This window comes from Candidatus Enterococcus wittei (genome assembly GCF_002140175.1).
Lineage (GTDB): Bacteria > Bacillota > Bacilli > Lactobacillales > Enterococcaceae > Enterococcus_B > Enterococcus_B wittei.
On sequence record NZ_NGMO01000001.1, the window covers coordinates 195334 to 218253 of the forward strand.

Here is a 22920-nt window from a genome sequence, read left to right on the forward strand (position 1 = left end):
TCCAATGCTCGGAGAAATCAAGAGTATTGATTTTTTAGGTCTATTTCCTTTTTATTCTCCTATAAGACATATTCTTCTAATTCTTTAAATGGCTTGGGTCGAAAAGGCGCGAGATTCCATTACTCGAATGATCGCATCTGCCGTATCTAAGGAAGTGAATAAAGGAACGCCATGTTCTACTGCTTCACGTCGAATGATAAACCCATCTTTTGAAGCATTTCCTCGGTCTTTATCGATCGTATTAACTACAACTTGTGCTTGTTCATCACGAATCAAATCAACCACATTTCTTTCTGACGTTTTTTCTGAGATTTTTGCTACCGTTGTGACAACCAATCCATGTTCTCTGAAAAAATCCGCAGTATGTTTTGTGGCTAATAAACTGTAGCCGATCTCTGTAAAGCGTCTTGCCAATCCTAGTGCTTCTTCTTTCGTCTCATCGGCAATGGTAAACAAAACTGCGCCATAATCAGGCAACCGTAAGCCAGCAGCTTCAAACGCTTTATAGAGTGCTTTGTCCAAACTGCGATCAGATCCCATCACTTCACCTGTCGATTTCATCTCTGGTCCTAAGTAAGTATCTACTTTGCGAAGTTTAGTAAAGGAAAAGACTGGTGCTTTAACATGGACATTTTTGGATTCAGGATATAACCCAGTTTCATAACCTAAGTCCTTCAGTTTTTCTCCTAAAATGGCTTTCGTTGCAAGTTGTGCCATTGGAATATTTGTGACTTTGCTTAAAAACGGAACCGTTCGACTCGCCCGAGGGTTCACCTCGATCACATAGACCTGATTGTCATGGATCACGAACTGGATGTTCATCATACCAATACAGTTCAAACCTTTTGCTAGACGAATCGTGTATGTTTCAATTGTTTTTTTGATTGCTTCAGAAAGTGCTTGCGGAGGGTAAACAGCCATTGAATCCCCTGAATGAACCCCAGCTCGCTCGATATGTTCCATGATTCCAGGAATCAAGACAGTCTCTCCATCACAAATGGCATCTACTTCACATTCACTACCTATTAAATAGCGGTCGATTAAGACGGGATGCTCTGGCGAAGCTTTAACTGCATGTTCCATGTAATCTTCCAAATCACGCTGATTTTCAACGATTTCCATTGCTCGTCCGCCTAAAACATAACTTGGTCGAACTAAAACTGGATAACCGATCTTTGCAGCAATCGCTACGGCTTCTTGTTTGCTTGTTGCTGTATCACCAAGCGGTTGTAAAATCTCAAGTTCTTGCAATGCTTGTTCGAATAAATCTCGATTTTCTGCACGATCCAAATCTTCAATCGTCGTTCCTAAGATTTTCACACCAGCTTTAGCTAAAGGCTCTGCTAGATTAATGGCAGTCTGTCCACCAAATTGGACGATCACACCAATAGGTTGTTCTAATTCAATGACATTCATGACATCTTCAAACGTCAATGGTTCAAAATAAAGCTTATCCGAAATCGAGAAATCGGTTGAAACAGTCTCAGGATTGCTATTCATAATAATCGCTTCATATCCTGCTTGCTGGATTGCTTTTACGGAATGGACAGTCGCATAATCAAATTCCACCCCTTGGCCAATTCGGATCGGTCCAGAACCTAACACTAAAACAGAAGTTTTTTCTGATTTTTTGCTCTCATTTTCTACTTCATACGTACTATAAAAGTAAGGAGTGTTCGATTCAAACTCTGCCGCACAAGTATCGACCATTTTATATACTGGTTGAATGTGATTTTCCTTTCGGATCTGACGGATCATTTCTGCGGTAGTTTTCCACAAGCTTGCGATTTTTTGATCCGTAAAACCGTTTTGTTTCACGCACTCAAGTAAAGCTAAATTTTGGGACTGTTGACTTAATTCATTTTCTAATTCGATGATATGCAGTAGTTTATCCAAGAAGAAGATATCGATTTTCGTCAACTCCGCTAATTCTTGGATTGGGTAATCTCTGCGAAGTGCTTCAGCCAGATAGAACAACCGATCATCTTGTGCGCGCACGATTTTTTCCATCAATTCTTCTTCACTAACTTCTTTTAATTCGGCTAATTCAAGGTGATGAGTCCCGATTTCAAGGGATCGAACAGCTTTCAGCAATGATTCTTCGATATTTCTGCCGATAGCCATCACTTCACCAGTAGCCTTCATTTGCGTGCCTAGTATTCGCTCACCATTTTCGAATTTATCAAATGGCCAACGGGGGATTTTTGCTACGACATAGTCAAGTGCTGGTTCGAACTCTGCATAAGTTGTTCCAGTTACTGGATTTTTCATTTCATCTAAGGTCAGGCCAAGCGCGATTTTTGCAGCAAGTTTTGCGATCGGGTAACCGGTTGCTTTACTTGCTAAGGCAGAAGAGCGTGAAACACGTGGATTGACTTCGATCACATAATATTTAAAACTGTCAGGATCAAGAGCCAACTGCACATTACAGCCACCTTCAATTTCTAATGCACGGATAATGGATAACGATGCATCTCGAAGCATTTGATATTCGTTATCAGACAACGTTTGGCTTGGTGCGAAAACGATGGAATCCCCTGTATGGATCCCAACTGGGTCAAAGTTTTCCATGTTACATACCACGATGGCATTATCTGCCGAATCACGCATCACTTCATATTCGATCTCTTTGAATCCGGCAATGCTTCGCTCGATCAGACATTGCGTAACTGGAGATAAACTCAAGCCATTTTCGGCAATTTGTCGTAATTCTTCTTCGTTATCACACATTCCACCACCGGTCCCCCCTAAGGTAAAGGCTGGACGAACAATGATAGGATAACCGATTTTATTGGCAAATTGGACTGCTTCTTCAACGGTAGTGACAATTTCAGATTCAGGAATCGGTTGATTCAATTCTTCCATTAATTGTTTGAATAAATCACGGTCTTCAGCTTGATCAATCGCTGATAATTTCGTTCCTAATAGTTCGATCCCCAACTCATCTAAAATACCTGATTCTGCTAGTTCCATAGCCATATTTAGACCCGTTTGTCCTCCTAAGGTTGGTAGCAGAGCATCTGGTCGCTCTTTGCGTAAAATCCTTGAGACAAATTCTAAAGTGATTGGTTCCAAATAAACTCGATCTGCAATTTCTTTATCCGTCATGATCGTAGCAGGGTTGGAATTGACCAAAACGACTTCATAACCCTCTTCTTTTAATGCTAAACAAGCTTGTGTTCCAGCATAATCAAATTCAGCAGCCTGGCCGATAATGATCGGACCTGAACCGATCACCATGATTTTTTTGATATCTGTACGTTTTGGCATTAGAACTGCTCCTTTCCTGCATCCATCATTTCCATAAATTCATCAAACAGATGTAAAGCATCATGCGGTCCTGGTGCAGCATCCGGGTGGAATTGGACACTGAAGGCAGGATAGTGGCGATGACGAATTCCTTCCACTGTGTGGTCATTGACTTCTACATGAGTCACTAGTAAATGCTTAGGATCAATTGTTTTTTCATCCACCGCATAGCCATGATTTTGGGAAGTAAAATCGATTCTACCTGTAGCTACTTCTCGTACTGGATGATTCAACCCACGATGACCGAATTTCATCTTATACGTGTCCGCTCCGTTCGCAAGAGCGAATAATTGATGGCCTAAACAAATACCGAAAATTGGGATCTTCCCTTGAATTTTTTTGATCATCTCGATTGCTTCTGGTACATCTTTTGGATCGCCAGGACCATTGGTCAACATGACACCGTCGGGGGCCAATGAAAGAATCGTTTCGGCATCAGTATCATAAGGCAATACTGTCAGATTACAATTTCGTTTACTTAATTCCCGTAAGATACTATGCTTCAATCCGAAATCGATCACTGCTACATTTCTTCCTGTTCCTGGACTTGGGTACGGCTTATTCGTTGATACTTGTTGCACTTGATTCGTGGCTAGAACAGTCGCTTTTAGTTGGTCATAGGCATGTTCAAAAGAATCCCCTGCATCCACGATACTTGCTTTCATCGTTCCTACTTCACGAATTTTTCGTGTCAATGCTCTCGTATCGATTTCCGATATCCCTGGGATCCCTTTTTGTTTTAAAAATTCGTCTAAAGTCATTTGACTGCGCCAGTTAGAAGCAACTCGTGCGTGTTCCTTTACTACGACCCCTTTACAAGTAGGCGAAATCGACTCGTAATCATCTCGATTTACCCCATAATTTCCGACCATTGGATACGTAAAAGTGATGATCTGTCCATTAAAACTTTGGTCTGTAATTGTTTCTTGGTAACCAGTCATACTGGTTGTAAAGACGATTTCTCCAAATACATTGACCGCAGCGCCAAATGATTTTCCTTTAAAAACTGTGCCATCTTCTAAAATCAGCAACCGTTCCATCCATTTACTCCCCCTTAAACCAAGCAATTTTCCCATTGACAAATGTCATCAATGTTTCACCTTTGACTTTCCAGCCAACAAATGGTGTGTTTTCTCCTTTTGATAAAAATTCATCTTTATCAATGACTGATTCATGTGCAGTAGCAAAAACAGCCAGATCTGCTGGTGCACCAATCCTTAACGTTCCTACATCCAAGCCAAAAATCTCAGCTGGTTTCACAGCCATCCAATCAATGACTTGTTCTAACGTGAATCTTCCAGTTTCGACAAAATGTGTATAGATGAGCTGAAAAGCTGTTTCACTCCCAACGATCCCAAATGGTGATTGTAAGAAACTCCGACTTTTTTCTTCTAGTCCATGAGGTGCATGATCAGTGGCAATACAGTCGATTGTTCCATCTAACAGACCTTCGATCAGTGCTTCTCGATCTTCTTTTCCTCTTAATGGTGGATTCATTTTCCAAAAGCCAAAATCTTCTGGGATGTCTTCATCAATCAAGATCAGATGATGCGGAGACACTTCGGCAGTGACATGTATCCCGGCTTTTTTTGCATCACGAATCACTCGAACACTTTCTTTCGTTGAGACATGACATACATGATAATGGACCCCTGTCGCTTCTGCTAAAAGTAAATCTCGTGCGATCTGTGAGGATTCTGTCACGCTTAAGATCCCCGGAAGTCCTAATTCTTTTGCTCTTTTTCCTTCATGCATCACCCCACCAAACAACAAGGATTCATCTTCTGTATGTGCTACAAGGGCTTTGTTGTTTTTAGCTGCTTCTTTCATTGCTAAGTACATCGTTCCTGCTGTCTGTACACCCACTCCGTCATTTGTAAAAGCAAATGCGCCTTCTTCAATCAACGCTTCTTGATCCACTAACTCTTCACTTCGAAGATTTTTTGTAATCGGAGCATATTGTAAAACATTGACAACCGCATCTTGCTTGATTCTGTCATAGACTTGTTTTAACTTCTCGGCTGTATCGGGAACTGGATCCAGATTAGGCATCGCACATACCGTAGTGAAGCCACCACGTGCAGCAGCCTTTGTTCCTGCTGCGATTGTTTCCTTATAGGTGAATCCAGGCTCTCGTAAATGGACATGGACATCCACTAATCCTGGAGTGATCAATTGCCCTTTGGCATCAAACACTTCATCAAATTCGGCCTCAGGAAATCCAGTGCCGATCGCCTTGATTTTGCCAGCTTCGATCCAAATTTCTGCTGCTGTTGTTTCGTTATTTCGGGTATTGATTCGACCGTTTTTAATGAGTGTTTTCATGATTATTCCTCCTATTGTTTTATCTCTAAGCTTTACCGTTTAAGACTGCTTCTAAGATGGCCATCCGTATAAAGACCCCATTGCTCATTTGTTGAACAATACGTGATTGTAAGCTTTCTACTAAAGAATCTGCTAATTCGACATCACGGTTGACAGGTGCCGGATGCATGATGATCGCATGTTTTTGCATTTTCTTAGCACGTTCAACTGTCAAGCCATACTCTTGATGATAAGCCTCCTTGGAAAAGCTTTCCTTGCCATCATGACGCTCATGTTGGACACGTAGCATCATCATGACATCGACTTGATCCAATAGTTCATCTAACGGAAGATAGTGTCCGTAAACTTCAAACTCTTCGTCATACCATTCTTTCGGACCTGAGAAAAATACTTCTGCACCTAGCCGTTTTAACATCTGCATGTTTGATTTCGCCACGCGTGAGTGGGTGATATCCCCCACGATAGCTATTTTCAATCCTTCAAAGTAGCCAAATTCTTCATAGATCGTCATTAGATCAAGTAAACACTGGGTCGGATGTTGTCCACTTCCATCTCCACCATTGATGATCGAACATTGGATCGTCTTACTTTGGATCAACTCATCATAATAATTCTCGTCACCATGACGGATCACCGCCACATCTACTCCTAATGCTGACATGGTCAAGACAGTATCATAAAGCGTTTCTCCTTTTGATACAGAACTTGTACTTGCTTCGAATTCAATGACTTCAAGACCTAATTTCTTTTCTGCCACATCAAAACTTTTGTGCGTCCTTGTACTATTTTCAAAGAAGAGATTTGTGGCAAAATATTGTGATTTTTGTGGTGTCCAGTTTGCGCCTTGTTTGAATTCTTGTCCGCGCCGGATCAGCCCCATGACTTCTTGGTCAGTTAGTGCTTCAACCGTCAATAGATGTTTTAAACTAATACGTTCTGATGTGATGATCATCGAGTAGTTCCTCCTTAGTTTTCCTCGCTACGAGAAGTTTCTGGTAAGATGAGATTTAAAATAATTCCTAACACAGTAGCTAAAGCCATCGCTGACAGTGTAAAGGTTCCTACTTCAAGAACCAATCCACCAATCCCTACAACTAAAATGACAGAAGCAATCAACAAGTTTTTCTTTTTATCAAAGTCGATTTTATTTTCAATCAGGATCTTCATTCCACTAGCTGCAATGACACCGAATAAAATGAAACTGATACCTGAGATGACTGGTCCAGGGATACTTAAAATCAACGCACTTAGTTTCCCTACGAATCCTAAGACTACCGCAAAGACTGCAGCGCCACCAATCACGAACACACTATGGACCCGTGTGATAGCTAATACACCGATATTTTCACCATAGCTTGTCACTGGTGGGCCTCCTACGAAAGCTGCCACTAATTGAGCCAACCCATCCCCAGTTAATGTTCGATGCAATCCTGGTTCCTCAAAGAAATTCCGTCTGGTTAATTTATTCAAGACCATTAGATGACCGATATGTTCTGTCATTGTTACAAAAGCAATCGGCGCCATTGTTGTGATCGCTCCAAGATATAACTTCGGTTGATATTGGACAAAAGGTATTTCAAAGTTTGGCAGGGCAAACCACGGAGCATCGACGATTGGTTGGGTATCCACGATGCCAAAGAGTAAAGCAACGATGTAACCAGAGATGATTCCTAATAAGATTGGGACTAATCCTAAGAAACCTCGTAAAAACATATTAAAGAAAATCGTCAAGCCTAATGTAATCAGCGCAACCGCTAAATATTTGAAGTCATAGGCATTACCATGATACATCGCATTGTTCGCTGCATTCGCTGCTAAACCAAGGCCAATGACCATGATCACTGGACCAACAACGATCGGTGGTAAAATCTTATCTAGCCAAGCAGAACCGATTTTTTTAATGATCAAAGCAACGATCAGATAGACAAGCCCTGTTGTCATGGCTCCCTGCGCAATGGCAGGAAGACCGTCTGTTTTCATCAATAATTGCATGGCAGCAATAAAAGCAAAGCTGCTTCCTAAGTAAGCAGGAATTTTTCCTTTCGTTGTAATTAAATACACTAAGGTTCCTAACCCCGAACTGACTAAAGCGATACCCGGATCGATCCCTACTAAGATGGGCACCAAGACAGTTGCGCCAAACATCGTGAATAAATGCTGTAAACTCAAGCCTACCCAGTGACCCATACTTGGTCGATCATGAATATCTAAAACAACGTGATCATTATGAAATTCTTTTTTCTCCGACATGTGAACTTTCCTCTCTACTCTTCATCTTTTAAGATCATGATTCGATCTTGTCCATCTAGTTCCTGCATTTCAACTAGTATTTCTTCTGCTCTTGACGTTGGAATATTTTTACCAACATAATCTGCACGGATCGGTAATTCTCGATGGCCTCGATCAACTAATACAGCCAATGAGATTTTTCTTGGACGTCCAAAGTCCATGACTGCATCCATGGCTGCACGGATCGTTCGACCAGTATACAGGACATCATCAATCAAGATCACTTCTTTTCCTTCTAATGACACAGGAATATCAGAAGAATGTAACTCAGCTTCTTTCGGTGTTTCTTTTTTATCATCCCGATAAAGGGTGATATCTAGTTCTCCCACAGGAACTGCGATATTTTCTAATTGCTGCAGTCTTTCAGCGATACGCGCTGCAATGTAGATCCCTCTTGTTTTGATTCCTACTAGCACGATATCTTCGATACTTTGGTTTCTTTCAATGATTTCATAGGTGATTCGAGTAATCGCACGTTTCATTGTTATTTGATCTACTACTTCTTTTCTTTGCATTTTTTCCCCTCCAATTTTTACACAAAAAAACTCCTGCCCTAAGAGGACAGGAGGAATGTTTAGACTGAGCGTATACTTATATACGGATCGCTGACTATGCGACGTCATTGAGTAATCGTCCATATGGCGCACCATATTTCTTCTTACTCACACCCTTCTTAGCCTCACGGGACTAAACTTAAAGGACTTCTCTATTAAGTTTTTCTTTCATTTGATATTACTATACAGAAAATATTCTTAAAAAGCAATATCTTTTCTTAACTTCTCTAAAGTTTTTTCAAACACTTCGGGTAAAGGCGCTTCAAAGACCATATTCTCTTTTGTTACTGGATGAGTAAAACCAAGCAATTTTGCATGGAGGAACTGTCCATTGCCCTTCAGCGTCTTCTTCGGTCCATAGACCGGATCGCCTGCTAAAGGATAGCCGATGTATTTCATGTGCACACGGATTTGATGTGTTCGACCTGTTTCTAAGCGTAATTCGATCAAAGTAAAGTTTTCAAAGCGTTCCAATACCGTAAAATGTGTCACTGCTGGCTTACCGTCTTCTCTGATTGCCTGCATTTTCCGATCGACTTTTGAACGGCCAATCGGTGCATTGATTGTCCCCTTATCATGAGAGATCACTCCATGAACCAGTGCTACATACTTCCTTAAAGAAGTCTTGTCTTTCAACTGTTGTGCTAAAGATTCATGAGCCAGATCGTTTTTAGCAATCATCAAAAGTCCAGACGTATCTTTATCAATCCGATGCACGATCCCTGGACGGATAACTCCGTTAATCGAGGATAAATTTTTCATGTGATACATCAAGCCATTGACGAGTGTCCCATGTGTATGGCCTGCGGAAGGATGAACTACCATTCCTTGAGGTTTATTGACTACTGCCACCGCATCGTCTTCATAGACGATCTCAATCGGTAAATCTTCTGCTACAATCGTTAGTTCCTCAGGTTCAGGGATTTCCACAAAGACAGCATCTTTTGGTTTCACTTTATAGTTAGCTTTCACAGGATGACCATTGACAAAAACAGCCTCTTCTTTTAACCACTGTTGAATTTGTGATCGACTATAAGTAGAAAACAAATTTGTTAGGACTTTGTCAATACGTCCTTTTTCTTGCTGAATCGTTGCTTTTAATTGTGTCATTTTTTTCTTTGTTCCTTTTCATCTAAAATAATATAAATCAATACACAGATCACACCACAAACAAGGGAGATATCTGCTACATTAAAAATCGGGAAATTCATAAAATCTGTTTGGAACATATCAACGACATAGCCTAAACGGATACGGTCAATAAAGTTTCCTACAGCTCCTGCTAAGATCAGACTTAAGCCAATCATTAACCAGCGGTTGCCGTTTTTTCGATTTTTGAACATCAATGTTATGATCACTATGACAGCTATCACTGTCACTATAGTGAAAAACCACATTTTCCCTTCAAGCATGCTCCATGCAGCCCCTGTATTACGGATATGGTTCAACGATAAAACCCCTGGAATCAATGATTTTGTTTCTCCTAAAGATAAATCATTCACGATCCACCATTTCACCCATTGGTCCAATCCAATGATCGATGCACTTAAAATCCAGTATATCACTAACACACAATCAATCCTTTTCTACTTGATGATAAATATCTCTTGGTCGAATAATACCTAATAAATTTCCATTTGGATCGCCATCTTTAGTAATCAATACTGCTTCAAGCGTTCCTTGTTCACGAAACATCATTTCTACGTCAAAAATCGTTGTCTGTGCGGACACGAAACGATAATTCGTGTACTTGCCATCTTTGATGATCAAATCAGACGCTTTTTTCGAAGTTAGATCGATAACTCCCTTTTGACTTTCTCTAGCTAACCAGAAACCGAGCATACGCAAGGTAATTAATGCTTTAAATTTTCCTTTATGATAAAGAGGAAATTGAGAATATCGTTTGTTAGCTACGGTATCCAATAAGTCTAATAAAGGAATATCTTGTTCAAATCCTGTCACGTGTTTTGCAAACCGTGGCAAGATAGTTTCAGGTCGCAACAACTCTTGTTCGATTTTCTGGATCCGCTTTGTTGCCCACTCATTTGGCTCAGCAATGATAAAATCAACAGCAATACGGTCATGCACAATGGCGTTACGCAGTTGTGCCAACTGTAAAAGATCTTCTTCATAGTTACGTATACTTTGATGCTTTTTTTGAGCCAAACGCCGTACTAATTCAGTAAAACCCATATTTCGTGGATTTCCCATTTCTTCTTGCATCCATTTTTCGATACGATTAAAGCTACTTAAAAACACATCAGAGTTTTTCATCTTGTTCCTCCTTGATGGTATATGCTTGGTTTTTTATATAAAAAAAGAAACCGATGACAATGAAAACCATCATAAAATTATAAAGGATACTTTGAAAAACGAGGGCAGTTATTCCCGAAAAGAGGAATAAAAATGGATAGATCTGAAGTAATAAAAGATTCATCGTAATGATATATCGACGTCCTGGTTCTGTCACATGATAAACTGGACTTTTCAGCCAAAAAAATGAGGCTTGCATCATAAACGGTGCCTTTAAATCTAAAGTGATCGTCTGGTTATGGTTTAAACTGATTTTACGCTGATCGATCCGCAAAGTAATGGGACTACCCATAGCGTAAAAACCTGTTTTTCTAGTAAACGTTACTTCCATTTCGTACCTCCTATTATGCGTTAATCTATGGTAAAACACAAGTGCAACATCTGTTCAGAGATTTGTTTTGAGCCAACAACGACTAGTGTTTAGTGGTGATTTCCTATTCCTCTTCTTGATTGATTTTTTTCTCCAATCTTTTTTGCCCAAATTGATTGACTGAAGAAACAAGAAAGAATATCAATGTAGTAAATAAAATAGACGAACAGAATGTGATACCTAATACTGCGAGAAAGTAACCATCAAAAATCCCTGTATATGCCTCTTCATACAGTAGATAGTTTCTGATTCCAGTTGAAAGTGCTACAAGTAGACTGATTCCTAAAATCCCAATGATACGTAATTTCTTCGCATGTTTTGATGGATCCATCATCTCGTGTCCAATCATCACACTACGTACCATTAAATAAATCAATGCAACACCGACAATCAACAACTCTGCCATATAATCAGAAAGCGTGAGATCAAGAAGATTACTTTTGACAAATAGGGAAATACCTATTAAAGCTAATACCAGCAAGAAGGCTTCGCTTTGTATTTTATGATTCATTTGGATGATACGCTCATCTTTGATTTTTTTATGATTCACTTAGTTTCCCTCCCAAAATAATTCATCCAATGTTTTATTTAATGCCTGACAGATTGCCATACATAGTTTAAGTGTCGGATTATATTTCCCTGCTTCAATCAGGCCGATTGTTTGTCTTGTTACTCCGACAGATTGCGCCAACTCTTCCTGGCTCATGTCTTTTGCAAGACGTGCCATCTTTATTCGGGTATTTTTCACGTTTTATATAGACCCTCCTTCTCAGTTCTTATTCCCCATTGTAAATTATATATTACTTTATGTAAACTATATTGTACATAAAGTAATATATAATTTACTAAAAAAGACCATCTCTCAAAAAAAAATCAATTGGCATCTAGATTTTTCCCTAGGAACTAAATAAATAGGATACCGTCACTTGTTAGAACAAGGCTAGTATTCACAAAAAGTTGCTACTTCCTCTGGATGATGTAGCAAGCTATCAGCGAACCACTTGTTTATAAATCGTCTTCTAACAAAATAAGCTGAAACATTACTAGATATTTTCTAGTGAATGTTTCAGCTTCATAATTGGATAACTAGAGTTCAATAGTTAATCGCCCCACCGTAAAAACTGTAGGAAACGAACCTTTTTTTACTAGTATCGAAAGACATGTTTTCATTTTTCGCCAGAATCTGAACACGTGCTTTCATAATCTAAATGATCTTTATGCCTTTGGATTTTAAAACAACCCCTCAACTTCTCCGTCTTTCGTCACATTCATGCCTAATGCTGCTGGTTTTTTTGGTAAACCTGGCATCGTCATGACTTCTCCCGTCAAAGCAACGATAAAACCTGCGCCTAACTTCGGTACGAATTCTCGGATCGTAAGAATGAAATCTTCCGGTGCTCCTAAAAGCGTGGGATCATCAGAGAAAGAATATTGAGTTTTTGCCATACAGATAGGTAGATGAGCCCACCCATTTTTTTCAAATTCAGCAATTTGATTTTCAGCTTTCTTAGTGAAAGACACACCTTTTCCGCCGTAAATCTTTTGAACGATCCTGTTTGTTTTTTCTTTGATCGAAGCAACTTCTTGGTATAAAGGAGTATAGTCAGCTTTATTGGTATCAATCACTTCAATGACTGCTTTGGCTAACTCCGTCCCCCCTTGTGCACCTTTTTCCCAAACGCTAGTTTTTTTTGCTACAACACCCAATCCTTCACATAATCGGATCAATAAATCCATTTCGGCAGCGGTGTCTGTGACAAACTCATTGATTGCGACGATAACAGGGATGCGATAACTTTGCATATTTGCAATATGTCGTTTTAAGTTTTCAAAGCCAATTCTTAACGCCTCAAGATCTTCTGTTTGTAATTGGCTCTTACTCATTCCTCCATGCATTTTTAATGCACGAATCGTTGCAACGATCACAATCGCATCTGGGGCTTTTTTTAAATTAGGCACTTTGATATCAAGAAACTTTTCTCCACCTAGATCAGCACCAAATCCTGCTTCCGTTACGACATAATCCGCTAATTTCAATGCGGTTTTCGTCGCCAATACACTATTGCATCCATGAGCAATATTCGCAAAAGGACCCCCATGAATAAATGCGGGAGTGCCATAAATCGTTTGAACTAGATTAGGCTTGATAGCATCTTTTAACAGCAAAGCCAAAGCGCCTTCTACTTTTAGATCACCAGCACTGACAGGTTGACGATCATACGTGTACCCGATAATAATTCGAGACAAACGTTCTTTTAGATCTTCTAAATCCGTTGCTAGACATAAGATCGCCATAATTTCACTTGCCACAGTGATATCAAAGCCATCTTCTCGTGGCACACCTTGAAGTGGTCCACCAAGGCCTACGATTACTTGTCTTAAAGCTCGATCATTTAAATCCACCACTCGTTTCCAGATCACTCGTCGAGGATCAATATTCAGTTCATTTCCTTGATGGATATGGTTATCAACTAAGGCGGCTAAAGCATTATTAGCAGATGTTATCGCATGCATGTCTCCGGTAAAGTGTAAATTGATATCTTCCATCGGCAAAACTTGTGCGTAACCTCCACCAGCTGCTCCCCCTTTGATTCCCATTACTGGTCCAAGAGAAGGTTCACGCAATGCAATCACTGCTTTTTTTCCCAATTGATTTAAAGCATCCCCTAAACCCACTGTAACAGTTGATTTCCCTTCTCCAGCTGGCGTAGGATTAATTGAAGTGACTAAAATTAACTTTCCATCAGGCTTATTCATCACTTTTTTAATCAATGGAAAATTGATTTTTGCTTTGTATTGACCATATAATTCCAGATCTTCAGGATCAATTCCAATCTTTCTTGCCACTTCAACGATCGGTTCTAACTCTGATTCTTGTGAAATTTCTAAATCACTCTTCATATTTTACCCCTTTTCCCGAACTTTAAATAAAAAAAATGAATTTTCGTTAAGTTATAATCATTATACCTTTTTTTATTCTAAAAAAAAACAGAAAAAATTTAGTTTTAAAATTATTTCATGTATTTAAATTTATTTGACGTACTTATAATTACTCTTTATAATGTAAGCTATGATCAGATTTAAGAAAGGTCGTGAGTGTTTTGACCACAGGAATGGTAAAATGGTTCGATAACAAAAAAGGATATGGCTTTATCCATTACGATGAAACAGAAGAAATCTTTGTTCATTTTACAGCAATCGAAGAAGAAGGATTCAAAACACTTGAAGAAAACCAAGTGGTCGAATTTGACGTTATTGAAGGTAATCGTGGCAAACAAGCGGCTCATGTCAAAAAGATCGACCAATAAATAATGAAAGAAATACGTAAGCGGTTCGCCTATAGGCTGAACCGCTTTTTCTTTCTATTTCTTTTCTCCAGTAACTTGTTTTTCAGATATAAGTTGCTCTTTCGAAGCATCCATCTCTGTCAGATAGTCGAGAAAAATCTTTCGGGCTTTCTTTTTCATTAAATACTTTACTGGTTCTTTATCTCTATCTATATATATTGTTATCCCATACTTTTCTGATTGAAAGGATTTGATTTGCTCAATCGGTACTTCTTTGTCTTTCCAAAATAATGTATATCGAATTTTGATCGAATCTTGCTTTAATACAAAAGACCGTCGCAATCCAAGAAACAGGCAAATAAAAAATAGCCCCATTACTAGATTACTTTTCCAATAAGGTCTGGTGTTTTCCAAAGACATGATCAAACTAAGAAATAAAACAAAAAACGTGAATGACCAATAGATGATCGACTGTGCCATTTCTGGCTGCCAGTGAATAATTTTTTTCATTCTTCAACCTCGCACCTATTCCAGTAATGATATAATTATAGTACCATACTGTTTTTTAAAAAGGAGGACCTTTCCATATGTTAAAAGTATACATTGATGCCTCCACAAAAGGCAACCCTGGACCTAGTGGTGGTGGAATAGTAATTGTGACTGACCAGCAACAGGAACAATTAGCAATTCCACTCTCATACGGAACAAATCACCAAGCAGAGTTTGAAATCTTTGTTAAAACTTTAGAAATTTTAAAGAATAAGAAGGTTATGGAGGAAACAATTCTTTGTTATTCCGATAGTAAAACCCTTGTTTCAACGATTGACAAGAATTATACATCAAATAAAGATTTTATCCCTTACTTGCTTAAAATCCAAACATTACTAAAAGATTTTTCTCTATTGATCCTTCAATGGATACCTGAAAGCAAAAATAAAGGCGCTGATAATCTTGCTAGACAAGCATTGAGAAAAACATTGGAAAAATCATAAAAGTACTGTGTAATCAGGTGAAAATCAATTATCTCTCTACTTGCACTTAATTTTCACCTGATTATTGAAGTGCAACCAAAGGATTCTATTTGTGTCATCCTCTCCCACATTATCTTCCTCTTCTTCCAACACAGCGCCCTATTTCTCCATGACATTACCTTATCTATACAAGCACGAGATTTTCAAAAAACTTCTTAAAGTTTTTTTGGAAACCAGATATCAATAAAGCAAATAGTTATGGTCAAAGGTAATATCTAAGTGATAATTACCGATTCGCTTTTCAATCTGGGTGCGAAGCATTCTTTCTAATTCTTCATCAGATAGACTAAACGACTCTGGTACCACCACATCAAATTGTAAAACCGTTCCTTGATGCATGATTCGCAAATCATGGATTTTCAACCCATTGCCTGTTTCATCAATGATCTCAATTAGCCCCTTTAGAATTTTACGATAGTTTTCATTTTCGATAGGTACAGGGTCTAAATGACAAACTAACTCGACATCCAGAGACTTTTTAAAATCTTTTTCAATTTGATCCATAATTTTATGTGCTTGATTCAAGTTCAAGCGATCATCTACTTCAATATGGACGGAAGCAAAATGTTTACTTGGACCATAATTGTGAACAAGAAGATCATGGTAGCCTAAGATCTCCGAATAGTTATTTAAATGCTTTTCCATCTCTTTTACTTGTTGCGGGGTTGGTCGACTACCTAACAACTCATACACAAATTCTCTCAACATCATAATACCACTATATAGAATATAAAGAGCAAGTAAAAAGCCAATATAACCATCTACTCGCCAGTCAGTTAACCACTCGACACCAGCAGAAATCAATACAGCTAACGTTGTGAAAACATCATTATAACTATCCTTGGCTGTCGCCACCAATGCTTCTGAATCAATGGTAGTGGCTATCTTGAGATACATTCGTCCTTGAAAAAATTTAAGTAAAATGGAGAACACCAGCACAAGAAAAACGATTGGTGAAAGATAAATATTTTCTGGATGGATGATTTTTTCTACAGAAGATTGTAAAAATTGAAACCCAACATACGTAATAATAATCGAAACAAATAAACCACTGATGTATTCAAAACGTTCATGTCCATAAGGATGTTCAGGATCTGCTGGCTTAGCTGCTATCTTAAAGCCAATCAATGTTAACACAGAAGATGCAGTGTCAGATAAACTATTGATGGCATCAGCCATAATGGAGACACTGCCTGAAATCAAACCAATCATGAATTTTGAAAGGAATAAAATCAGATTTGAGATCAATCCTAGTGTACCTGCCAAAATTCCTTTTTTCGTTCGCTGCCGTGGGGTGAGAATTTCTTGTTTCTTCGCCAATTTTTTTTACTTCCTTTGTAAGCGAGGAGTCATCCTCTTTATTTCATTTTGATTATTCCGGTTTTAAAGGTGTCGCTGCAAACAACGCTTTTGCAAGCAGTGGTGTAATGATCCCTGCACCAATTGCTTCAGGAATACCATTGATTGCTGCAATCCCGGCTAAAGTCTTGAATAAAACAGATGTATCTACTCCATAGGCCTGAGCGGTTGCATTTGTATAAAAAAGACCCATAAACCCTAGAACAAGAATGGTATTGACCAAAGATCCTAACACACCTGCAAAAATCGCTGCACGCGTTACAGAGGCATATCGCTGATAAAGCCAATGAAAGACGAAACCAGCAACAAGACCTACCAAAATTCGCGGAACAACAGAGATGACGGGATTAGTAAAAACTAATGTATCAAAAGGAGTAGTCGGCATGGCATAGGCACGCACGATTGTCGCAATTCCCCAGAACAAACCAATCAACATCCCATCTTTCGGTCCTAAAACGACTGCTGCAGTGATTACTGTAATATGAATGATTGTTAAACTGATAAATCCTAGTGGGATAAACCCTAACCATGGTACCATCGCTTGGACAATGATAATTGCTAATAAGATAGCTCGTAGAACTAAGCGAAAAGTTTTATTTTTGCTATTCATTTTGACGCCCCCTTTTATTTTATACTCATCATAAACAGTTTTCCCTATTTGTCAACAAAAGCAACGACATTCTGTCACTCAAAAGAATGGACGAGTCTAGGTATCTCTCCCAAACTCGTCACCTCTTTTATTATATACTCTAACTTAAATATTTGTTACTGTTTTTTCAACCATTCTTTGGCTTCTGCTAAAGCATCAGGAATGCCAGCCGGATTTTTCCCACCTGCTTGAGCCATATCTGGTCGTCCACCTCCGCCACCACCAACTTTTGGTGCAATAGCTTTAATCAAATCGCCTGCTTTTAAGCCAGCTTGATTAGCTGTTTGAGTCATTGCCGCTAATAAGCTTACTTTGCCTTCTTGCTCGTTCGCAAGGACTAAGATATCTGAAACAGCTTTTTGTTTCCATTGATCGGCTAATTGGCGTAATTGGTTCATATCTTTTACTTTTACTTGAGCAGTGATCATCGTTTTACCATTGATTGTCTCTGGATTTTTGAATATATCTCCTGCTTGTTGGTTCGCTAATTTGCTGGCTAATTGTTCATTTTCTTTTTGAAGTTCTTTTAGTTGTTGTTGCAGTTGTTCTACTTTTGTCACTACTTCTTTTAGTTGTGGTGATTTCACGATGGCAGCTACTTCTTTTAATTGTTGTTCTTCACTTTCTAACATTTCATAAGCTTCTTTGCTTGTGACTGCTTCAATACGACGAACTCCCGCACCGATTCCTGATTCAGAAACAATTTTAAAGATCCCAATATTTTCAGTATTCCCTACATGGGTTCCTCCGCATAGTTCGATGGACCAGCCACCGATATTTACCACACGGACTTCATGACCATATTTTTCACCAAACAAGGCCATTGCTCCCATATTTTTGGCTGTATCGATATCTGTTTCGATCGTTTCCACTGGGATAGCTTCCCAGATTTTTTCATTGACGATTTGTTCCATTTCCGCTAATTCTTCTGTCGTAATCTGGCCAAAATGGGTAAAATCAAAACGTAAATGTCCTGGAGCTACAAGTGATCCAGCTTGGTTGGCATGTTCGCCTAATACTTCTTTTAGTGCTTTATGCAACAAGTGAGTGGCTGTATGGTTTTTAATGATACGATTACGTCTAGGTTGATCAATCAACAGATGATAGGTATTTCCTTCTTTGATTGAAGAAAGGACTTCTACTGTGTGTAAGAACTGACCATTTGGTGCTTTACGTACATCCACCACATTGGCAACAGTTTCTCCCGAAGCATCAATGATCCACCCTTGATCCGCTACTTGTCCTCCCATTTCTGCATAAAACGGTGTTTGATCAAAAATCAATTGTGCTTCACCTTGGGTAAGTTCATTGATGATTGCTTCATCTTTAACGATCACTAATAATTCGCTATCAGATTCCATATATTCATATCCAATAAATTTACTATCTACCTTGATATCTGTTAATAAAGCAGATTGAACACCCATTGATTTTTCAGTACTACGGGCTGCACGGGCACGCTCTCTTTGTGCTTGCATTTCTTTTTCAAAGCCTGCATGATCCACTTTTAATCCTTCATCTTCAGCGACTTCTTCTGTTAACTCTACTGGGAAACCATACGTATCATAAAGTTTGAAAATATCTTTTCCGGCAAGTGTTGTTCCTTGCTCTTGTTTTACCTCTGCAATCACTTGGTTCAAAATTTCTAAACCTTCGTTGATTGTTTCGTTAAAACGTTCTTCTTCCGTACGTACGACTTTTTCGATGAATTCTTTTTGTTCCAATACTTCTGGATAGTAGCTTACCATGATCTCACCGACCACAGGTACTAAGCGATATAAGAATGCTTGCTCAATCCCTAATTTCTTTCCATGCATGACTGCACGGCGTAATAAACGGCGTAAAACATAGCCACGTCCTTCATTAGATGGTAATGCCCCATCACCGATGGCAAATGATAATGCACGAATATGATCGGCTATTACTTTATAAGAAATATCTGTTATTGGATTTTCACCATAATTTACTTGTTTACTTAATTTTTCCACCGCATGGATAATTGGTAAGAACAAATCAGTTTCAAAGTTGGTTGGTGCATCTTGGACGATCGAAACCATCCGCTCTAAGCCCATCCCCGTATCAATGTTTTTATGTGGTAGTGGTTCGAATGTATCATCTGGTTTATGATTGAATTCAGAGAAGACTAAGTTCCAAATTTCCAAGTAACGTTCATTTTCCCCACCTGGATAATTTTCTGGATCATCTTCTGCCAAATCATTATAAGCTTCGCCACGATCGTAAAAAATCTCTGTATCAGGACCACATGGACCAGCACCAATATCCCAAAAATTGTCTTCCACATCTACAATATGATCAAGTGGTAGTCCAACTTCTTCATGCCAGATACGTTTTGCTTCTGTATCTTTCGGATAAACAGTCACGTATAGTTTTTCTGGATCAAAGGCCATCCATTCAGGGCTTGTTAGAAATTCCCATGCCCAGTGAATCGCTTCTTCTTTAAAATAATCACCGATTGAAAAATTCCCTAACATTTCAAACATGGTATGATGGCGAGCAGTTTTTCCTACATTTTCGATATCATTTGTTCGAATCGATTTTTGTGCATTAGTGATTCTTGGATTTTCAGGTACAACTGAACCATCAAAGTATTTCTTGAGCGTTGCTACACCTGAATTGATCCATAGTAGTGTTGGGTCATTGACAGGTACAAGTGACGCACTCGGTTCAATCGTATGTCCTTTTTCTTGGAAAAAATCTAAAAACATCTGACGAACTTCTGCACTGCTTAATTTTTTCATTATTTTACCTTCTTTCTGAATAATAGACGACAAAAAACATCATTACAGCCAAGGACGAAAACTCGCGGTACCACCTTGATTGCAATGATGTTTAATCATTACCTCTTCAACTCGTTAACGCTGAGTCGCGTTGATATTTCTATCAAATAAAAAGGGAGCAGTTTGAATAGTGACTATTCTTTTTTCAGCCTAGAAAGAATTTTCTGTGAGTCTTGCTAGAAACAAACCATGTCCTTTTTGTACTTTATCAGTATACGTATTCTTTTTCATACTGTCAATAAAACTTTTATTTTTTCCTCTTCTCTTTTCCTGTTCCTTTCTTTTTGCTATGATCAAAATAAGATAGGGTTGGAGGAGAAAAACATGGAGTATTTTTTTGGAAAAGAGGAATGGCTGAAAGCTGCCAGTTATTATTTACGTTATCAAGTATTCGTCATGGAACAAGAGATTTTAGCTGAGTTGGAGTTTGATGGAAAAGATGCGTATTATCCAAATTTATTGTTCTTTGAGAACAATCAACCGATTGCTACTTTGCGTTATCAAAATCAAGAGACCAATCGAATACAATTCGAACGTTTTTGTGTGGCCAAAGATTTTCGTAAGCAAGGGATCGGTCAAAAGATGTTAGATTTTGCCGAAAATAAAGCAAAGACAGAAGGATATACGGAAGCTTTTTTAATTGCAGAATTGACAGCCGTTCCTTTTTATGAAAAGCAAGGATACATTAGTTGTTCGCAACCATTTTTAGAAGATGGGATCTTATGTATAGAGATGCAAAAACCATTAAAAAATAGATAAGAGAAATAATTTTTCTGCTAACAATATTCCTATAGCATTTTCGTATCTTCAACATACTTTCAGCACTAACACTTATGCAAAGATGAGGCTGGGACAAGTAGTTAATTCCAAGCAATAAGAAGAGACTCACGAAAAGTGCTTTTCAAATTTTATGTATTTCAGCTTATTTTCGAAGGAGTTGTTTCTGATTCTGCCCTTTATATGTATTTAGAGCGTGAAACAAGAGTAAATCACACTTTTGTCTCACGCTCATCTCTTCTATTAGGATTCATTACTTCTTTTTACTTTACAAGATCAACCATTCGCTGATCCTTGGCATTAAACAAAGAATCGCGAAATATAAAGAGCTATTTCACGATTCAGCTTAAGACCATCCTCTAAGTTTACTCCTTAAAGTGATCAACGGTGTTCCATCAGCTGACCCTCGGCATTAAACAAAAAAATCGCAAACTATAGAAAGCTATTTCACGATTTTTTTGTTTAATGCTCAGGCCATAACACTGATGTCACAACCTCTTTATTTATTCGAATTTTTTTTATTTTTTCTGGCTGTTCTTGTTTGTTGTCTGCGTTCGATTTTACGTTCTTTCTTATTCTTCTCTGCGATTGCCCAGTCGATTTTTTTCTTGTAGCCTGGTTTGATTTTTTTCTTCTTCTTTTTCACTAGGCCGATTAATGTTGGGTCTAAGACATCTTTTGATTTTTCTCGTTTAGTCCGACGGTTACGATCATATGTTTTAACGATTTCTTGGTTTTTGATCTCCATTGGTTCAAATACCACACCGATTTTTTCGATTCCTTCAATCGCTTGTTCATCATTCGGTGAATACAAAGTGATGGCTGTTCCTTTCAAACCATTTCTACCTGTTCGGCCGACCCGATGAATAAAGAAGTCTAATTCTTCTGGGACTTCAGCATTGATGACATGGGAAACACCTTCAATATCGATACCACGAGCTGCAAGGTCAGTGGCTACCACATATTGATACTCTAGATTCTGCACTTGACGCATCACACGTTTACGTTCTCGTGGGGTGATATCTCCATGGATTTTTGCAACTTTTAACCCTTGACTCTTTAAATAACTAGCGATTTCATCCACATGTTGCTTTGTATTGGCAAAGACAATAGCTAAATAAGGATGTCCTATCGTCAATAACTGATAGATCATTTGATTCTTGTCTTTTCCTTTGGTAGAAATCAACCAGTTTTCAATATCTTCAGAAATCACTGCTTTTGGTTTGATTTCTTCAATAATTGGATTCTCCATATATTTACGTAGGAATGGACGTAATTTTTCTGGGATTGTTGCTGAAAAGACTAAAAATTGTAGTTTTTCAGGTAATCGGCTAGCTATTTGATCGACTTCATTTAAAAAACCCATATCTAAGGTCATATCTGCTTCATCTACGACAAAAGCAAAAGCAGTATGGATCTTCAATGCTTGCTCATTCATCATGTCTAGGATCCGCCCAGGCGTCCCTACCACGATCTGAGGTTGTTGGTGATGCAGACGCCCGATTTGACGTTGCTTATCCGTTCCTCCAACAAAATTAGATACACGAATTTCTGGATCTGAAAACTTCGCGATTTGTGTAGCTGCATCAAAGATCTGAGTTGCTAATTCTCGGCTTGGTGCTGTGATCACCACTTGAACTTCAGCTTTATTTGCATTTACTTTTTGAAATAGAGGCAAAAGAAACGTATGCGTCTTACCTGTCCCAGTTTGTGATTGACCGATGATATTTTTACCTTTTAAAATTAAAGGAATCAATCGTTCCTGAACTTCAGTCGGTTGCTCGAACCCTTTTTCTGCTAACGCTTCATTGATAAACGGTTGGAAATTGAATTGTTTAAAATGACTCATTTCGACACCT

General features: G+C 38.6%; 21 protein-coding genes. 3 read left to right on the forward strand and 18 right to left on the reverse strand.

The window, feature by feature from the left end:
- Window positions 1-84 precede the first annotated feature (84 nt).
- The 13 genes from carB to A5844_RS00715 form a co-directional block, all read right to left on the reverse strand.
- Window positions 85-3270 carry a carbamoyl-phosphate synthase large subunit gene (gene carB / locus A5844_RS00655; RefSeq protein ID WP_086283144.1) on the reverse strand — a complete coding sequence of 1062 codons (3186 nt, stop codon included), beginning with the start codon at window positions 3268-3270 and terminating at the stop codon, window positions 85-87.
- Window positions 3270-4349 (reverse strand): carbamoyl phosphate synthase small subunit, encoded by a 1080-nt coding sequence (locus tag A5844_RS00660; RefSeq protein ID WP_086283145.1) that lies wholly within the window; start codon window positions 4347-4349, stop codon window positions 3270-3272. Before A5844_RS00660 ends, carB begins: the two co-directional genes overlap by 1 nt.
- Window positions 4350-4353: 4 nt before the next feature.
- Window positions 4354-5634: a dihydroorotase gene (pyrC, locus tag A5844_RS00665; RefSeq protein ID WP_086283146.1), complete on the reverse strand. Its 1281-nt coding sequence runs from the start codon at window positions 5632-5634 to the stop codon at window positions 4354-4356.
- A 25-nt stretch (window positions 5635-5659) separates the two neighbouring features.
- Entirely contained in the window at window positions 5660-6586 is a 927-nt protein-coding gene (locus tag A5844_RS00670) for an aspartate carbamoyltransferase catalytic subunit (RefSeq protein WP_086283147.1), read from the reverse strand.
- 14 nt (window positions 6587-6600) lie between these two features.
- The gene (locus tag A5844_RS00675) at window positions 6601-7884 is read right to left on the reverse strand and encodes a solute carrier family 23 protein (protein ID WP_086283148.1); all 1284 of its coding nucleotides are present in this window, start codon (window positions 7882-7884) and stop codon (window positions 6601-6603) included.
- Between the two features lie 14 nt (window positions 7885-7898).
- Window positions 7899-8438, reverse strand: a complete 540-nt coding sequence (gene pyrR / locus A5844_RS00680) for a bifunctional pyr operon transcriptional regulator/uracil phosphoribosyltransferase PyrR (protein ID WP_086283149.1) — start codon at window positions 8436-8438, stop codon at window positions 7899-7901.
- Window positions 8439-8675: 237 nt separating this feature from the next.
- Window positions 8676-9587 carry an RluA family pseudouridine synthase gene (locus A5844_RS00685; RefSeq protein WP_086283150.1) on the reverse strand — a complete coding sequence of 304 codons (912 nt, stop codon included), beginning with the start codon at window positions 9585-9587 and terminating at the stop codon, window positions 8676-8678.
- On the reverse strand, window positions 9584-10048 hold the full coding sequence (gene lspA / locus A5844_RS00690) for a signal peptidase II (protein ID WP_086283151.1): 465 nt from the start codon (window positions 10046-10048) through the stop codon (window positions 9584-9586). The genes A5844_RS00685 and lspA overlap by 4 nt, the downstream gene beginning before the upstream one ends.
- A 4-nt stretch (window positions 10049-10052) precedes the next feature.
- Entirely contained in the window at window positions 10053-10751 is a 699-nt protein-coding gene (locus A5844_RS00695) for a CBS domain-containing protein (protein WP_086283152.1), read from the reverse strand.
- Complete coding sequence (locus A5844_RS00700; RefSeq protein ID WP_086283153.1) at window positions 10738-11121, reverse strand: hypothetical protein; 384 nt, start codon at window positions 11119-11121, stop codon at window positions 10738-10740. Before A5844_RS00700 ends, A5844_RS00695 begins: the two co-directional genes overlap by 14 nt.
- A 103-nt stretch (window positions 11122-11224) precedes the next feature.
- A complete protein-coding gene (locus A5844_RS00705; RefSeq protein ID WP_086283154.1) occupies window positions 11225-11710 on the reverse strand; it encodes a DUF6773 family protein in 486 nt (161 codons plus the stop codon).
- Complete coding sequence (locus A5844_RS00710) at window positions 11711-11908, reverse strand: helix-turn-helix transcriptional regulator (RefSeq protein WP_086283155.1); 198 nt, start codon at window positions 11906-11908, stop codon at window positions 11711-11713.
- 482 nt (window positions 11909-12390) lie between these two features.
- Window positions 12391-14061 (reverse strand): formate--tetrahydrofolate ligase, encoded by a 1671-nt coding sequence (locus tag A5844_RS00715; RefSeq protein ID WP_086283156.1) that lies wholly within the window; start codon window positions 14059-14061, stop codon window positions 12391-12393.
- Between the two features lie 200 nt (window positions 14062-14261).
- Between A5844_RS00715 and A5844_RS00720 the strand changes: the two genes are divergently transcribed.
- On the forward strand, window positions 14262-14468 hold the full coding sequence (locus A5844_RS00720) for a cold-shock protein (protein WP_086283157.1): 207 nt from the start codon (window positions 14262-14264) through the stop codon (window positions 14466-14468).
- A 54-nt stretch (window positions 14469-14522) separates the two neighbouring features.
- On the opposite strand, the gene A5844_RS00725 is transcribed toward A5844_RS00720, so the two are convergent.
- Window positions 14523-14957, reverse strand: coding sequence for an EbsA family protein (locus tag A5844_RS00725; protein WP_086283158.1), 435 nt, complete (start codon window positions 14955-14957; stop codon window positions 14523-14525).
- 77 nt (window positions 14958-15034) lie between these two features.
- On the opposite strand from A5844_RS00725, the gene A5844_RS00730 reads away from it, so the two are divergent.
- Window positions 15035-15439 (forward strand): ribonuclease HI family protein, encoded by a 405-nt coding sequence (locus A5844_RS00730; RefSeq protein ID WP_086283159.1) that lies wholly within the window; start codon window positions 15035-15037, stop codon window positions 15437-15439.
- 219 nt (window positions 15440-15658) lie between these two features.
- Here A5844_RS00730 and A5844_RS00735 read toward each other — a convergent pair whose 3' ends face one another.
- From A5844_RS00735 to alaS, 3 genes are all read right to left on the reverse strand, one after another.
- Window positions 15659-16798, reverse strand: coding sequence for a cation diffusion facilitator family transporter (locus tag A5844_RS00735; RefSeq protein WP_086283160.1), 1140 nt, complete (start codon window positions 16796-16798; stop codon window positions 15659-15661).
- 52 nt (window positions 16799-16850) lie between these two features.
- Window positions 16851-17447 carry an ECF transporter S component gene (locus tag A5844_RS00740; protein ID WP_086283161.1) on the reverse strand — a complete coding sequence of 199 codons (597 nt, stop codon included), beginning with the start codon at window positions 17445-17447 and terminating at the stop codon, window positions 16851-16853.
- A gap of 155 nt (window positions 17448-17602) precedes the next feature.
- The gene (alaS, locus tag A5844_RS00745) at window positions 17603-20245 is read right to left on the reverse strand and encodes an alanine--tRNA ligase (protein WP_086283162.1); all 2643 of its coding nucleotides are present in this window, start codon (window positions 20243-20245) and stop codon (window positions 17603-17605) included.
- Window positions 20246-20608: 363 nt separating this feature from the next.
- Here alaS and A5844_RS00750 point away from each other — a divergent pair, with 363 nt between their 5' ends.
- Complete coding sequence (locus A5844_RS00750) at window positions 20609-21043, forward strand: GNAT family N-acetyltransferase (protein ID WP_086283163.1); 435 nt, start codon at window positions 20609-20611, stop codon at window positions 21041-21043.
- 517 nt (window positions 21044-21560) lie between these two features.
- Here A5844_RS00750 and A5844_RS00755 read toward each other — a convergent pair.
- Window positions 21561-22910 carry a DEAD/DEAH box helicase gene (locus tag A5844_RS00755; RefSeq protein ID WP_086283164.1) on the reverse strand — a complete coding sequence of 450 codons (1350 nt, stop codon included), beginning with the start codon at window positions 22908-22910 and terminating at the stop codon, window positions 21561-21563.
- Between the last annotated feature and the right edge of the window lie 10 nt (window positions 22911-22920).

Excerpts from the sequence above, each read along its gene's own strand:
- A5844_RS00670 (WP_086283147.1), bottom strand. The coding sequence starts at position 6,586 with ATGATCATCACATCAGAACGTATTAGTTTAAAACATCTATTGACGGTT.
- A5844_RS00685 (WP_086283150.1), bottom strand. The coding sequence starts at position 9,587 with ATGACACAATTAAAAGCAACGATTCAGCAAGAAAAAGGACGTATTGAC.
- A5844_RS00755 (WP_086283164.1), bottom strand. The coding sequence starts at position 22,910 with ATGAGTCATTTTAAACAATTCAATTTCCAACCGTTTATCAATGAAGCG.
- A5844_RS00660 (WP_086283145.1), bottom strand. The coding sequence starts at position 4,349 with ATGGAACGGTTGCTGATTTTAGAAGATGGCACAGTTTTTAAAGGAAAA.
- A5844_RS00740 (WP_086283161.1), bottom strand. The coding sequence starts at position 17,447 with ATGAATAGCAAAAATAAAACTTTTCGCTTAGTTCTACGAGCTATCTTA.
- carB (WP_086283144.1), bottom strand. The coding sequence starts at position 3,270 with ATGCCAAAACGTACAGATATCAAAAAAATCATGGTGATCGGTTCAGGT.
- A5844_RS00730 (WP_086283159.1), top strand. The coding sequence starts at position 15,035 with ATGTTAAAAGTATACATTGATGCCTCCACAAAAGGCAACCCTGGACCT.
- A5844_RS00750 (WP_086283163.1), top strand. The coding sequence starts at position 20,609 with ATGGAGTATTTTTTTGGAAAAGAGGAATGGCTGAAAGCTGCCAGTTAT.
- A5844_RS00675 (WP_086283148.1), bottom strand. The coding sequence starts at position 7,884 with ATGTCGGAGAAAAAAGAATTTCATAATGATCACGTTGTTTTAGATATT.
- alaS (WP_086283162.1), bottom strand. The coding sequence starts at position 20,245 with ATGAAAAAATTAAGCAGTGCAGAAGTTCGTCAGATGTTTTTAGATTTT.
- pyrC (WP_086283146.1), bottom strand. The coding sequence starts at position 5,634 with ATGAAAACACTCATTAAAAACGGTCGAATCAATACCCGAAATAACGAA.
- pyrR (WP_086283149.1), bottom strand. The coding sequence starts at position 8,438 with ATGCAAAGAAAAGAAGTAGTAGATCAAATAACAATGAAACGTGCGATT.
- A5844_RS00725 (WP_086283158.1), bottom strand. The coding sequence starts at position 14,957 with ATGAAAAAAATTATTCACTGGCAGCCAGAAATGGCACAGTCGATCATC.
- A5844_RS00715 (WP_086283156.1), bottom strand. The coding sequence starts at position 14,061 with ATGAAGAGTGATTTAGAAATTTCACAAGAATCAGAGTTAGAACCGATC.
- A5844_RS00700 (WP_086283153.1), bottom strand. The coding sequence starts at position 11,121 with ATGGAAGTAACGTTTACTAGAAAAACAGGTTTTTACGCTATGGGTAGT.
- A5844_RS00695 (WP_086283152.1), bottom strand. The coding sequence starts at position 10,751 with ATGAAAAACTCTGATGTGTTTTTAAGTAGCTTTAATCGTATCGAAAAA.